The following is a 14300-nucleotide window of genomic DNA, read 5'->3' as shown; positions in this document are numbered from 1 at the left end:
GCAACTATTGTGCAAAGAAAAAAGCCTAGCTATTTAGCTAGACTCATTTTTTGATCCATTACACATCAAAGTACGCAACAAGTAAAGTTAAAGCAAAGAATAAAACAGCTAATACGATAGTTGCCCGATGAAGAACAAGGTCTAAGCCGCGTGCTTTTTGCTTTCCGAATAACTGCTCAGCACCGCCAGCAATCGCACCTGATAAACCTGCACTTTTTCCTGATTGAAGCAATACCGTCACGATAAGCGCGATACTGACAATCACCAAAAGCGTTATGAGTAATGCATGCATGCAATTACACCTCCTGAAGAACCAATAAACAATTACCTTAACTTTACCACACCCATAAGGTATCCACAATCATTGTTATGGAATAATGGAAAGAATTCCTAGACTTCATCGTCATTGTTTTCTTTTTGAATCAAAATTTGAGATAATTCACTTAAAAGAGAAGAAAGAGGTGTTCCTATGTTTAAGCCCATACTCCGGATTCTTGATATACTGACCATCCTATTCTCCGCGGTAGCCGGTTACTCCCTTTGGGCAAACGGCAGTAATTTAATAAGTGTCCTGTTAATCATTCTCTCACCACTTCTACTGCTTCTAGCCAAGTATCATGGAAACCGATATTTATTATTTACTGCATATATCACGACAACCATTTATTTTACTGCTATTATTTATAATGGACTTTCAGATAGCAGCATCGACTTTTTCCAATCGGGCATCAGCGTCTTATTACTAGGATTAGCGGCCTTTTTATTGAGTATCATAGCCGCCGTCATAGGGTTTGGTACGAATACGCTTACCATTCTCTGGCTCGCCTTACATGCGCTTGTCAGCTTTGAAACAGTTACGATGAACAGTGCTTCCGGGTTCCTTTCCCACTTTTGGACAACCCCCGTGGTCGAAGCCGCCATCCGTAATGATTTTCCTTTTTTATTGATGATCATCTGGATTGGCTTGTTTCTAGATAAATACCAGCGGGAGTTAACAAGGGACTATTTATCCCGATAATATTCTTAGAACCTTATTTTTTTGGAAATCTTATTTATACCAAGGAGCTTTTCGTATGTTAAAACCTATATTCACCGCAACCGCTCTTTCTTCCTTCATCTTACTAGCTGGATGTTCGTTCGATTTTTCATCGGATGAGAAGAAAGAACAAAAAGAAGAACAATCATCCCAGAATGCCTCAGAAGAAACGCAGAAGGATGATTCTGCAGGGCAAGTCAAACATCAAGTTGCCGTCGATACAACGGCAAAACCTGCCCAGGAAGGCCTTCAGACATTAGCCGAGCCTGAAAGTATACCAGTCTTGGTCAATAAACAATACAGCCTTCCCGAAAGTTACAAACCGACTGACCTGATCTATCCAAAAGTCGATTTCATCTTCGAGGATAAAATCGAGAAACGGATGATGAGAAAAGAAGCCGGTAAAGCGCTAGAGAAAATGTTCCAAGCGGCTGAAAAAGACAATATGCATCTAGCCGGCGTTTCCGCTTACCGCTCGCACCAAACTCAGATCGCCATCTTCAGCAACTATGTCGCACAGGACGGCGAAGAAAAGGCTAAAACATACAGTGCCCTGCCTGGAACAAGCGAGCATGAGACAGGGTTATCCATTGATGTCACAACACATGACGGGGCCTGTGCTGCCCAAGACTGCTTTGGTGACTCAGAAGAATCTGCATGGCTTGCAAAGAACGCCCACGAGTATGGATTCATCATCCGGTATCCTGAGGGGAAAGAGGATATCACGGGCTACAAGTATGAACCATGGCACATCCGCTACGTCGGTGTCGATGTCGCTACAGAGATATTTGAGGCCAACAGTACATTGGAAGAATATTATAACGCTGTACCGGTAGAAGCCAGTACTAAGAAATAACAAATGGGGGTGTCCGAGGGTGGACGCCCCTTTTTTTGAGTTTAATCAAACGTTTGATTAAACCCATTACTTGCTGGCATCTCTAGCTTTAGACGTTTATGGAACAAAAGAAAGTGCCTCTAGTTTCAATGGTAATTCACTGCTCTCCCTTGATCAACACGGGGATATTAATGAACCCGTAACAATTGGATTAATTCTATGATTCTTTCATCCTCACTCGGGTCAACGTACACGCGCTTTGTTTGGGTAATCAGGTCTGTATAGAACTTTTCACCAGCGGGATACCTGCCGTCCCAGCGTAAAGGGACATTATATACATGAATCGTACCGTCCCCATTGCTAGAATATGTAACGGATCCATCCACCAAGCGAGAACCTGCTAACTGAACAACATCTTTTGGATAGGCAGCACTTGTGTCATCATTAGGATTGAGCGGAGTGCCTGCCGGAAAATGCCTCACATTCAATTCATCAACATCCTGATTCGCGCCAAGCTGCAACCAAATTCTAGCATACTCAATCTGTTCAGTAGAGTACATGGATAGTGTTTCTTTCCCTTTCTTATCACCTGTTTGTTTCCCATCACTTTCCGGTGAGGGAGCGATGTCATTCGCCGCTTCGTCATCTGCCCCCCCTAGCTCATCTGTTGCTCTACTCTCATCTATGCCGGATACTTCTTCTGAATTCGTCATGACATCGTTTTCTAAAGAACCCAATGTGGATTCTTTGCCAGCACATCCTACAAGCATTCCTGATAACAACAATGAAGCCCCATAAAATAAGAGTTTCCTAATTAGCTTTTTCATCGCCCCAGTCCTTCCTATTCCCACGGTTATATTTACCGTTCTCTAAATTGTAGTATATTGGAAATTTATACTAAAATCATTATCAAAAATATGAGGAGTGGGTTTGATGATGATTGTGACAGCAAAAAAAATAAGGCACCGCTTCTCGTCAGAAGCGGCGCCTTTTTTTCATTATTTCTTCAAGTTATAGAAAGATTTCAAGCCACCATAGACAGCCAAGTCACCAAGTTGGTCTTCGATGCGAAGAAGTTGGTTGTACTTAGCAATACGATCCGTACGGGACATGGAACCTGTTTTGATTTGCCCTGCATTTGTCGCAACAGCGATGTCAGCGATCGTTGCATCCTCTGTTTCACCTGAACGGTGAGAAACGACTGCTGTATAACCAGCGCGTTTAGCCATTTCGATGGCATCGAACGTTTCAGTCAATGTACCGATTTGGTTTACTTTGATTAAGATGGAGTTGCCGATACCTTTTTCGATACCTTCAGCCAATTTTTTCGTGTTCGTAACGAATAAATCGTCACCAACCAATTGAACCTTTGTTCCAAGGCGTTCCGTTAGAAGCTTGTGACCATCCCAGTCATTTTCGTCCAAGCCATCTTCGATAGAAAGGATTGGGAACTCATTCACTAGCTCTTCATAGAAAGCGACCATTTCTTCAGAAGTCACGCCATTGCGTCCCTCGCCAGCAAGGTCGTATTTGCCTGTTTCTTTGTTATAGAACTCAGAAGAAGCAACGTCCATACCAAGATAGATGTCTTCGCCAGCTTTGTAACCAGCTTTATCGATTGCTTCGATGATAACTTGAAGGGCTTCACGGTTTGAACCAAGGTTTGGCGCAAATCCACCTTCATCACCAACAGCTGTATTTAAGCCTTTAGATGAAAGAACCGATTTCAATGCATGGAATACTTCTGCACCCATACGGACGGCTTCTTTAAAGCTAGGAGCACCGACAGGAAGAATCATGAATTCTTGGAAGTCCACATTGTTGTCCGCATGTGATCCACCGTTAATGATGTTCATCATTGGAGTCGGAAGTTGTTTAGCATTGAATCCTCCAAGGTAGCGATACAATGGTAGTCCTGAGAATTCTGCTGCAGCATGGGCAGCGGCCATGGAAACACCAAGAATCGCATTAGCGCCCAGGTTCCCTTTGTTTTCTGTTCCATCTAATTCAATCATCGTTAAATCAAGACCAGCTTGATTGGTTACATCCAAGCCGATGACTGCTTCAGCAATGATATTATTTACGTTATCAACTGCTTTTTGTACCCCTTTGCCAAGGTAACGAGATTTATCTCCGTCACGAAGTTCAACCGCTTCGTGTTCTCCTGTTGATGCACCAGATGGCACGATCGCACGGCCAAAGTATCCTGACTCTGTTTGAATTTCTACTTCTACTGTTGGATTACCACGTGAATCTAGTACTTCGCGTGCATATACATGTTCGATATACGGCATTTAAATCTCTCCTTTTTTATTGCTGTTTTATTTAGATAATAGGGATTTACCCGTCATTTCGACAGGTTTTTCAACTCCAAGCAAATCAAGCATCGTTGGAGCCAAATCACCTAGAATTCCACCTGTTCTTAATGTTACCTGATTTTTTGTGACAATGACAGGTACAGGGTTTGTTGTATGTGCTGTCATTGGGTTCCCTTCAAGCGTCACGACTTCATCGGCATTTCCGTGATCGGCCGTGATGATGGCTGTACCGCCCTTTGCAACGATTAGGTCGACAATATTACCAAGGCATTCATCGACGGTTTCAATCGCTTTAATAGTAGGCTCTAGCATCCCTGAGTGACCAACCATATCCGGATTGGCAAAATTCAAGAGAATCGCATCAAAGCGGTCCGCCTCAATTTGCTCCAGCAAAGCATCCGTCACTTCATAGGCACTCATTTCAGGTTGTAGATCGTATGTAGCAACCTTTGGAGAATTAATTAGGATTCTCTCTTCGCCAGGAAACTTCTCTTCACGGCCACCGCTCATGAAAAATGTCACATGTGGATATTTTTCCGTTTCAGCGATACGAAGCTGTGTAAGATTGTTTTGAGAAAGTACTTCTCCTATTGTATTATCAAGATTTGTCGGCTTAAAAGCAACATATCCGTCAACAGTTTCCGAGAAATGTGTCAAACAGACAAAATGAAGGTGCTCAGGATGTCCCGGACCACGATCGAATGAACGGAAGTCCTTGTTCGTGAACGTATTGGATATTTGAATGGCACGGTCTGGACGGAAGTTATAGAAAATAACGGCGTCTTCGTCCTGTATTGTCGCTACAGGCTTACCATCTTCAGCGGTAATGACAGAAGGAATCACAAACTCATCGAAAATACCATGTTCATACGAATCGTCCACACACTCCATTGCCGAACCGTATGCTGGTCCATCTCCGTATACCATGGAACGGTATGATTTCTCCACGCGCTCCCATCGTTTATCTCGGTCCATCGAGTAATAGCGTCCGGAAATGGTAGCAAATTGTCCTACACCAATTTCCTTCATTTTGGCTTCGGCATCTTTAATATACCCTTTTGCCGTTTTCGGTCCGACATCTCGGCCATCCAAAAATGCATGAACAAATACATCTTTGACGCCTTCTTTCGCTGCCAGCTTCAGAAGGGCATATAAATGCTCAATGTGACTGTGTACGCCACCATCTGAAAGTAAACCGAACAAGTGAAGGGCCGTACCCTTTTCCTTGGCATGGGTCATGGCATCAAGTAATGTTGGGTTTTCCGCGAATTCGCCTTCACGAATGGCAAGATTGACACGCGTCAAGCTTTGATAGACGATCCGCCCTGCGCCGATATTCAAGTGTCCTACTTCAGAATTCCCCATTTGGCCCGCAGGTAGACCAACCGCTTCCCCACTTGCAGTTAAATGCGAGTGAGGATATTGTTCCCAAAATCGATCGAAATTAGGCTTTTTTGCATGATAAACTGCATTTCCCTCTTCTTCTTTCCGGCATCCAAAGCCGTCTAAGATGATAAGAGCGACAGGCGATTTACTCATATTGACCAGCCTCCAACAATTGTAAAAATGAATCGGGTTTCAAGCTTGCGCCACCAACCAAAGCACCATCGATATCTGGTTGAGCCATATATTCCTTGATGTTTTCAGGTTTCACACTACCACCATATTGAATGCGCACCGCTTCTGCCGCTTCTTTAGAAAACTTGTCAGCCACAACTGAACGGATATGGGCACACACTTCATTGGCATCCTCAGCAGATGATGACTTGCCAGTTCCGATGGCCCAAATTGGTTCATAGGCGATGACCGTTTGTTTCAATTGATCTTCAGTTAGACCGGCAAGGCCTTTTTCAATCTGCCCTCCAACGAAATCATTGGTTTCGCCAGCTTCCCTTTGCTCAAGTGTTTCCCCACAGCAAACGATAGGTGTCAGGTTATGTTTAAAAGCGGCATGCACTTTCTTATTCACGGCTTCATCCGTTTCATTAAACATTTCACGGCGTTCAGAATGACCAAGGATGACATAGGAAACGCCGATATCAGCAAGGGAAATCGGGCTGATTTCTCCAGTGAATGCGCCATTTTCTTCATAGTGCATATTTTGTGCACCAATCTTCACATCTGTTCCTTGTGCTGATTGAACAAGTTGATTCAAAAATAATGCCGGAGCACAGACTACCGAATCAATCTTATCCGCTTTTGGAATTAGTGTATTGACTTCTTCTAAAAACCCGGTCGCTTCTGATAATGTTTTATTCATTTTCCAGTTACCTGCAATAATCGGTTTTCTCATTCGTTCTCCATCCCTTCTAGAGTTGTTATTTTCTCGGATTGTCATTCTTACTTATCGTTCAAAGCCACGACGCCTGGTAATTCCTTACCTTCCATGAACTCTAGAGAGGCACCGCCACCCGTTGAAATATGGGACATCTTCTCGGCAAGACCGAACTTCTCCGCTGCTGCCGCTGAATCGCCGCCGCCCACGATGCTGTATGTATCTTTTGCATCCGCTAAGGCTTCAGCAACCGCTCTCGTACCATTCGCAAATTTATCAAATTCAAAGACTCCCATCGGTCCGTTCCAAATGACCAGCTTAGATCCTTTAATGACATCTGCAAAAAGTTCACTTGTTTTAGGTCCAATATCAAGACTCATTTTATCACTTGGGATTGAATCGATATCGACAATTTCCGTTTCCGCATCAGGAGAAAATTCCGCTGTAACGACCGCATCGATCGGCAAGTGCATTTTGACGCCTTTTTCCTTCGCACTTTCAATGAATGACTTGGCCAGTTCGATTTTATCTTCTTCCAATAACGACGTGCCAACTTCATGGCCTTGGGCTTTAATAAAGGTATAACCCAATCCACCGCCAATTATCAAGTGATCCACTTTTTCCAAAAGATTTTCGATGACGCCGATTTTATCTTTCACTTTAGCTCCACCGATGATTGCGGTAAATGGACGATCAGGTTCGGATAATGCTTTTCCTAAAACGGAAAGTTCCTTTTCCATCAACAATCCGGCAACGGCTGGAAGATGGTGGGCAATTCCCTCTGTTGACGCATGGGCACGGTGAGCTGCCCCGAAAGCATCATTGACATAGACATCCGCAAGTTTAGCAAATTCCTTCGCCAATTCTGGATCATTCTTCTCTTCCCCAGGATAAAAGCGTACGTTTTCCAGCAATAGAAGCTCGCCATCCTTTAACCCTTCGATGATTGATTGTACGGCCTCTCCATATGCTTCATCAGCTCTCTGCACGTCTTTGCCGATCAGCTGGCTCAATCTTTCGGCAACGGGAGCTAAGCGTAATTCTTCGACAACTTGTCCCTTAGGACGACCAAGGTGACTGGCTAATATAACTTTTGCCCCTTGTTCGATTAAATAATTGATGGTCGGTAATGCAGCCTTGATTCTCGTATCATCGGAAATCTTACCATCCTGCATCGGAACGTTGAAGTCCACTCGACAAAATACGCGTTTTCCTTTTAATTCAATATCTTTAATCGACTTTTTATTCATAATCCAAGAACCTCCTTAGATATAGTTACTATATTTTCCACTCTATTAGTAAAAAGGGAGTCAACGACTTTCCAACTCCCTTTTTCTCTTTTCCATTATAATCTGTAAACGGATAATTATCCAAAAACAAGCGTTTTTTATGCTGTTATAAAAAAAACCTCACCTTCGTGAGGTTTTTTACTATTCATAATTTAAGCGAATTACAGACCTTTTTTAGCAAGATATCCAATTAAGTCTACAACACGGTTAGAGTATCCTGTTTCATTATCATACCAAGATAATACTTTTACCATGTTACCTTCCATGACCATTGTAGAAAGCGCATCAATTGTAGAAGAAGATGGGTTTCCGTTATAGTCACCAGATACTAGTGGAAGTTCACTGTATTCAAGAATGCCTTTAAGTTCGCCTTCAGACGCTTTTTTGAACGCTGCATTTACTTCTTCAGCTGTCACGTCTTTTTCAAGCTCAGCCACTAAGTCCACTACAGACACGTTTGGTGTAGGTACACGCATTGCCATACCATTTAATTTTCCTTTTAACTCAGGAAGGACAAGCGCTACAGCTTTAGCTGCACCTGTTGTTGTCGGAATGATATTTTCAGCAGCTGCACGTGCACGGCGATAATCTTTATGAGGTAAGTCTAGAATTTGTTGGTCATTTGTATATGAGTGAACAGTTGTCATCATTCCACGTTTAATACCAAATTGTTCTTGAAGGACTTTAGCAAAAGGAGCTAAGCAGTTTGTCGTACAAGATGCATTTGAAATAACGTGATGGTTTGCTGCGTCATATTTTTCTTCATTTACACCCATGACAATTGTAATATCTTCATCAGAGGCAGGAGCAGAGATGATGACTTTCTTCGCACCAGCTTCTAAATGTTTAGCTGCATCGGCACGTTTTGTAAAACGTCCTGTTGATTCAACGACAACTTCTACGCCAAGTTCGCCCCAACCTAATTGTGCTGGATCACGTTCAGCCAATACTTTGACTTTATGTCCATCAACTACCAGGTAATCCCCGTCCACTGTTACTTTCTCTTGTAGAGAACCATGAATGGAGTCATATTGTAGAAGGTGTGCCAACATATTAGCATCCGTTAAGTCGTTAATAGCGACGATGTCCACCTCTGGATTTTTTAATGCTGCGCGGAATACGTTACGTCCAATACGTCCAAAACCATTAATACCAACTTTTACTGTCATGAAAAATTCCTCCTCTTAAGTTCGAAAATATTTTATTAAAGGGTATGATATCCCTGAATTAACTCCATTGCTGCTGCCTCATCCGTAATCAAAACCGTGGATGAAGGAGCGCCCTTCATATAGGAACGGATTGCCTTCGCTTTAGTCTTTCCACCAGCGACAGTTATCACTCGCTTTTCTGGGCTAAGATCCTCTAATTGAATGCCGACGGTCAAGACTTTGTGGACAACAGTTCCATCTTCATCGTAATAATAACCAAACGCTTCACCTACAGCATTTCCATCATGTAGCTTTTTTAACATATCAGGTGTTGTATTTCTTCGCTTAGCCATCGCTAAAGCATCACCGATACCATGGATAATCATATCTGCAGATTTAATTTTGGTGATGACCTCTTTCATGGCAGGCTCCTTCATGAAGGAAGCATACGACTCATCGCTTAGCTGATCGGGTACATACAATACCCGGTATGATGCGCGAGCTTTATGTGCCATTTTTTCTACAATCGTGTTTGCTTGGTTCTGTGTTGCTTCACCAAGACCCCCTCGGGCTGGAACAAATGTCAATTGCATCGATGCTTCATCTGGTGATAAAGAATTGGCTACTTCGGCCATTGTCGACCCGCCAGTAACCGCTATGGTGTTTTTCATGCTCCATTCCCGCTTCATACGGTTTGCACAGGCTTTACCCAAATCTTTTTTTACCCAAGGCGATTCATCACAGTTTCCTGAGACGATAATGACCTCGTCAACCTGTAGCATTTCCTGCAATTGCCGCTCCATAATGTCTATACCCATTACTTCTCGCATTATTCCTTCCAATTTTTCCAGGATTTCAATCCCTTCTTCAGAAAGCAACATGCCAGAACTAAATATATTTATGAGGTTCTGACCTTTTAGAAAATCAATTTCACTTCGAAGGGTCCGCTCCGTCAAATTAAGGCTCACAGCCAGACTTCGCCTTCCCACTGGTTGCAACATTTTGATATAACGCAGGATATCATACCTTTTTTGCATAACCGAAAGGAAATCGGGCAATAATTTTCTTTGTACTTCGAGTAATGTATGCATGTTAAAACTCCTAATAAATCTTTATGGACATATTATGTCCCACATAGTCATTTTTTGTCCCACTTAAAATAAAAAAATATTCCTGCTACATACTTTATTCTAGCAGGAACGGAATGTTTCTTCAAATGATTTGATAGTTTATTTTTCCAAAAAGCTGCGAATCGTTGATATATCAACATTTCCGTACTGAATGATTCTTCCATCCTTCTCAATGACTGGAATCATTAGCCCGTACTTTTCTAGTAGCGCATCATCAGAATGAATATCGATTTCTGAATAATGCAGGTCGGATTCCCGTTTTAATTCATCCAGGACCCGTTTTGCCTTCACACATAGCGGGCATTGTTCCCTGCTATACAAAATGAATGTCTTCTTTTCCACCGTTACTCATCCTTTTCAATCATATCTTTTTCGTTTAGACGAAGAGGGAATGCCCAGTTGCTCCCGGTACTTCGCTACGGTTCGCCGTGCCAGGATGATTCCCTTCTCTTCTTTTAACCAAGTCACCAAATCTTGATCGGAAAGCGGCTTTTGCTTATTTTCGTTTTGGATGGCTGCCTGCAGATACTTTTTCGCCTGCATGCCTGACATATCTTCCACATGGCCGACCGACTGCAAGGACGTAGTGAAAAATATCCTCATTTCTAATGTACCAAAAGGTGTTTGAACATATTTCCCTTTGACAGCCCGACTTACGGTGGACTCATGAATACCGATTTCGTCCGCGATCTCCTTCATCGTCATTGGCTTTAAATAATTCAGCCCATGAAGAAAGCAGGCAGGCTGCTTTTCGACGATCGTTTGCATGACCTTTAGAATGGTTTCCTTACGCTGTTGGATTCCTTTTGAAATCCATTGAAACTCCTGCCACTTGTCCTGAATGAAACGCTGTACACCTTGATCTTTGTAACTCTTCATTTGGTTCAGATACCCTTTATCTACATGTAGATTCGGCGAATTCCCATCTGAATTTCCGACTAGCAGGATACCATCGATCGCTTCCACGACTACATCCGGTACGATATAGGAGGGCTTTTCCTGAAAAAAGAGTGACCCGGGCCTTGGGTTCAATGTCTGGACATAATCAAGCACTTGTTGTATTTCCTTCAAAGAGACACAAATCTTCTTACTCAAGTCTTTCCAGCGCTTTTCCACGAACTCAAGGAAATAGTTTTCAAGGATGGACTCCGCCAGTGGATTCACCCCTTCTGCTTTTGCCTGAAGAAGGAGGCACTCCTGCAGATTCCTTGCCCCTAGACCATGTGGCTCAAGCTCTTGTAACATTCCTAAGCTTTCTTCCAAAACGGCAGAAGACATACCGGGTTCACATATATCATCCAAATGAATCCGCAAATAACCATTTTCATCAAGGTTACGGATCAAGAACAATATAGCCTTTTGGTGTTCACCGGTTAGCTTTTGGTGATTTAATTGTGACATGACATGCTGTTCAAGTGAAAATGTGTCCTCACTCAATTGTTCAATCCAATAGTTCGAGTCATACGTGTTTTTTATATGTTGTTTTCCTTTTTTACGATCATAGGTAGGTTGAAATAAAGCGGAAACTGGTTGTTCCAGGGATATTAGAGGATTTTCCTCCACTTTGTTTTCTAAAAAGGATGTAAGCTCTTGTGTGGAATACTGCAACAATGTAATAGATTGCATTAATTCCTGGGTCATAGCCATTTTTAATGTTTGCTGTTGAAAAAGACCTGCCTTCATGTTCATACTCATCGATTCATCCCTCCCCCATTCCATTTTACATGATTAGGAGATAATTCTACACAAAAATTTGGAAACGCTTACTTTTTTCTGGAATGGTATAGTCGTATTTTATATAGCTTATGCTGAGGCAAAGCCCATCACGACTACTTTCCTGGAAATGACAAAGTTTCCTTGGAACAGATAAAAAATCGAGGATTTCAAACAAGAATCGAGTCTTTTTTCCATAAAAAAATCCCCTGCTTAATACATAAGCAGAAGATTTAGTAATGCCCTCGGCAGGAATCGAACCTGCATTTCAAGCTTCGGAGGCTTGCGTTCTATCCGTTGCACTACGAGGGCAGAATGGGAAGTTGGTTAACAACAGACTTAATTATATGATATAAACCGTTTGTTTGCAAGAGGCATTCAGGTTTAAAACCTTAATATATGGGTAGTATGGATAAAGTGGAAATTCATCCCTGAACGGCATAATTCAAATTAAATATAATTTGAAAGGAGCATTCACAGGAAATTGTCGAACGAATAATCAAATATCGGGTTTGTTTTGTTTGACCTTAATTGACCAAAAAGTGTATCATACATACATAAAGAATTTAAATGATTCTCTTAATCGAAGGAGGAAATGAACATGAATTTAATTCCTACAGTAATCGAACAAACAAGTCGTGGGGAGCGTGCCTACGATATTTATTCCCGTTTATTAAAAGACCGGATCATCATGCTTGGAAGTGCTATCGACGACAATGTATCCAATTCAATTGTCGCTCAATTACTATTCTTAGAAGCAGAAAATCCTGAAAAAGATATCACATTATACATCAACAGCCCAGGTGGAAGCATCACTTCCGGTATGGCTATCTATGATACGATGCAATATATCAAACCTAATGTCTCTACTGTATGTATCGGTATGGCGGCTTCAATGGGTGCATTCCTATTGGCTGCTGGGGAAAAAGGAAAACGTTTTGCCCTTCCTAACAGTGAAGTCATGATTCACCAACCACTTGGAGGCGCACAAGGACAAGCAACGGAAATCGAGATTGCTGCCCGCCGTATCCTTCACTTGAAAGATAAATTGAACCAAATCTTAGCCGACCGCACTGGTCAACCTCTTGAAGTTCTTCAAAGAGATACAGAACGTGATAACTTCATGACTTCTGAGAGAGCTCTTGAATATGGCTTGATTGACAAAGTCATCACTCGTAGCCACCTTGATGAAAAGAAAGAATCTTAATACGAAAACTGAACGGACTCCATTCGAGTCCGTTTTTTCTATAAAAAAAGGGATGCCGTGTAAGCATCCCATTTTTCTTATCCTTCTTGCTGTACGAATTCTACCAACGCTTCCATCGCATCCTGTTCGTCGCGACCGTCTACAATAAGCTTGATGGATACACCAGAACTAATGGCAAGGCTCATTAAACCCATGATGCTTTTGGCATTCACCTTTTTCCCTTCTTTTTCAAGGAAAACATCTGAATGAAAGCGGTTAGCCTCTTGAACGAAAAGAGCCGCCGGGCGGGCTTGTAAACCTGTCTTCAGTTTTACTTCTATTTGTTTTTCCACCATCTTGATCTCTCCATTTACACCTTATTATTTTTTCGCAGAAAAAGCTTCTCCCCCACGGAGTCTATCAGCTATTTCATCAATTTTTCGCAGTCTGTGATTAATGCCGGATTTGCTGATCGTCCCACCAGAAACCATTTCACCCAGTTCCTTTAGGGTAATATCCTGAAAAGCGATCCGTAGCTCCGCGATTTCCCGTAACTTATCCGGTAAGATACTTAGCCCCACCGTGTCTTCGATATAATGGATATTTTCAACTTGCCGTAGCGAAGCCCCAATCGTCTTATTCAAATTAGCAGTTTCACAATTTACGAGCCTATTGACGGAATTACGCATATCCCGGACAATTCGTACATCCTCAAATCTTAATAACGCTGAGTGCGCACCAACAATGCTTAAGAACTCGGCAATTTTCTCGGCTTCTTTTAAATAAATGATATATCCCTTTTTTCGTTCAAGCGTCTTTGCCTTTAAATCAAACTTATTCATTAATTCACATAAGGCATCATTATGTTCTTTATAAAGAGAGAAAATTTCCAGGTGATAAGATGACGTTTCTGGATTATTGACCGAACCTCCAGCAAGGAAAGCACCTCTTATATACGAACGCTTACAGCATTTCTTCCCAACTATATTATCGGATATGTCATGGAGAATTTCAAATCCTTCTCCTAATATTTCTAAATCGGTCAAGATCCGCTGTCCTCCCGCTGACATCCTGACAATATACACATTATTCTTTTTGAGTTTCATCTTCTTACGAACGAGCAGTTCGACCTGGACCTCATAACTCTTTTTCAAAAGTGTATAGATCCTTCTGGCAATCGCCGCATTTTCCGTTTGTATATCCACGACAAGCTTACGATTCGAAAAGGAAAGGGATCCGTTCATCCGGATGAGCGCACACAACTCGGCTTTCACGCAACAATCCTTACTTTCCAATGTAGTCAGTTCTTTTTTTGTTTCCGAAGCAAAAGACATTCATTTCACCCCCAATTGAACATAGGTCATCTATTT

The 14300-nt window shown here is 42.1% G+C and carries 15 protein-coding genes and 1 tRNA gene; 3 read left to right on the top strand and 13 right to left on the bottom strand.

What is annotated here, in order from left to right:
• Positions 1-58: 58 nt before the first annotated feature.
• The gene (gene secG / locus ACQKL6_RS01540) at positions 59-292 is read right to left on the bottom strand and encodes a preprotein translocase subunit SecG (protein WP_402870772.1); all 234 of its coding nucleotides are present in this window, start codon (positions 290-292) and stop codon (positions 59-61) included.
• A 177-nt stretch (positions 293-469) separates the two neighbouring features.
• Here secG and ACQKL6_RS01535 point away from each other — a divergent pair, with 177 nt between their 5' ends.
• Positions 470-1018 (top strand): hypothetical protein, encoded by a 549-nt coding sequence (locus ACQKL6_RS01535; RefSeq protein ID WP_402954481.1) that lies wholly within the window; start codon positions 470-472, stop codon positions 1016-1018.
• Positions 1019-1073: 55 nt separating this feature from the next.
• Positions 1074-1892: a M15 family metallopeptidase gene (locus ACQKL6_RS01530; protein ID WP_402954484.1), complete on the top strand. Its 819-nt coding sequence runs from the start codon at positions 1074-1076 to the stop codon at positions 1890-1892.
• Between the two features lie 167 nt (positions 1893-2059).
• On the opposite strand, the gene ACQKL6_RS01525 is transcribed toward ACQKL6_RS01530, so the two are convergent.
• The 10 genes from ACQKL6_RS01525 to ACQKL6_RS01480 all read right to left on the bottom strand — a co-directional run bounded on the left by ACQKL6_RS01525 (position 2060) and on the right by ACQKL6_RS01480 (position 12056).
• Positions 2060-2698, bottom strand: coding sequence for a hypothetical protein (locus ACQKL6_RS01525; RefSeq protein ID WP_427650387.1), 639 nt, complete (start codon positions 2696-2698; stop codon positions 2060-2062).
• A gap of 171 nt (positions 2699-2869) precedes the next feature.
• On the bottom strand, positions 2870-4165 hold the full coding sequence (gene eno / locus ACQKL6_RS01520; protein ID WP_402870762.1) for a phosphopyruvate hydratase: 1296 nt from the start codon (positions 4163-4165) through the stop codon (positions 2870-2872).
• A 27-nt stretch (positions 4166-4192) separates the two neighbouring features.
• Entirely contained in the window at positions 4193-5728 is a 1536-nt protein-coding gene (gene gpmI / locus ACQKL6_RS01515) for a 2,3-bisphosphoglycerate-independent phosphoglycerate mutase (RefSeq protein WP_427650385.1), read from the bottom strand.
• Positions 5721-6482: a triose-phosphate isomerase gene (gene tpiA / locus ACQKL6_RS01510; protein WP_402954493.1), complete on the bottom strand. Its 762-nt coding sequence runs from the start codon at positions 6480-6482 to the stop codon at positions 5721-5723. Before tpiA ends, gpmI begins: the two co-directional genes overlap by 8 nt.
• A 47-nt stretch (positions 6483-6529) precedes the next feature.
• Positions 6530-7714 carry a phosphoglycerate kinase gene (locus ACQKL6_RS01505; protein WP_427650383.1) on the bottom strand — a complete coding sequence of 395 codons (1185 nt, stop codon included), beginning with the start codon at positions 7712-7714 and terminating at the stop codon, positions 6530-6532.
• A 200-nt stretch (positions 7715-7914) separates the two neighbouring features.
• Complete coding sequence (gene gap, locus ACQKL6_RS01500; RefSeq protein ID WP_402870751.1) at positions 7915-8922, bottom strand: type I glyceraldehyde-3-phosphate dehydrogenase; 1008 nt, start codon at positions 8920-8922, stop codon at positions 7915-7917.
• A 35-nt stretch (positions 8923-8957) separates the two neighbouring features.
• Positions 8958-9992, bottom strand: a complete 1035-nt coding sequence (locus tag ACQKL6_RS01495; protein WP_402870748.1) for a sugar-binding transcriptional regulator — start codon at positions 9990-9992, stop codon at positions 8958-8960.
• 138 nt (positions 9993-10130) lie between these two features.
• Positions 10131-10373 carry a glutaredoxin family protein gene (locus ACQKL6_RS01490; protein ID WP_402870745.1) on the bottom strand — a complete coding sequence of 81 codons (243 nt, stop codon included), beginning with the start codon at positions 10371-10373 and terminating at the stop codon, positions 10131-10133.
• A 15-nt stretch (positions 10374-10388) separates the two neighbouring features.
• Positions 10389-11726 (bottom strand): RNA polymerase factor sigma-54, encoded by a 1338-nt coding sequence (rpoN, locus tag ACQKL6_RS01485; RefSeq protein ID WP_402870743.1) that lies wholly within the window; start codon positions 11724-11726, stop codon positions 10389-10391.
• A 258-nt stretch (positions 11727-11984) separates the two neighbouring features.
• Positions 11985-12056, bottom strand: a tRNA-Arg gene (locus tag ACQKL6_RS01480).
• A 289-nt stretch (positions 12057-12345) separates the two neighbouring features.
• Between ACQKL6_RS01480 and clpP the strand changes: the two genes are divergently transcribed.
• Positions 12346-12951 carry an ATP-dependent Clp endopeptidase proteolytic subunit ClpP gene (gene clpP / locus ACQKL6_RS01475; RefSeq protein ID WP_402870740.1) on the top strand — a complete coding sequence of 202 codons (606 nt, stop codon included), beginning with the start codon at positions 12346-12348 and terminating at the stop codon, positions 12949-12951.
• Between the two features lie 77 nt (positions 12952-13028).
• On the opposite strand, the gene ACQKL6_RS01470 is transcribed toward clpP, so the two are convergent.
• Both ACQKL6_RS01470 and whiA read right to left on the bottom strand, forming a co-directional pair.
• Entirely contained in the window at positions 13029-13286 is a 258-nt protein-coding gene (locus ACQKL6_RS01470) for an HPr family phosphocarrier protein (RefSeq protein ID WP_402870738.1), read from the bottom strand.
• A gap of 24 nt (positions 13287-13310) precedes the next feature.
• On the bottom strand, positions 13311-14264 hold the full coding sequence (gene whiA / locus ACQKL6_RS01465; protein ID WP_402954504.1) for a DNA-binding protein WhiA: 954 nt from the start codon (positions 14262-14264) through the stop codon (positions 13311-13313).
• Positions 14265-14300 lie beyond the last annotated feature (36 nt).

It is taken from the genome of Peribacillus sp. NPDC097197 (assembly GCF_050278025.1).
Taxonomy (GTDB): domain Bacteria; phylum Bacillota; class Bacilli; order Bacillales; family DSM-1321; genus Peribacillus.
Note: the sequence above shows the minus strand (reverse complement) of the source record. Positions and strands in the feature narration are given on the sequence as shown.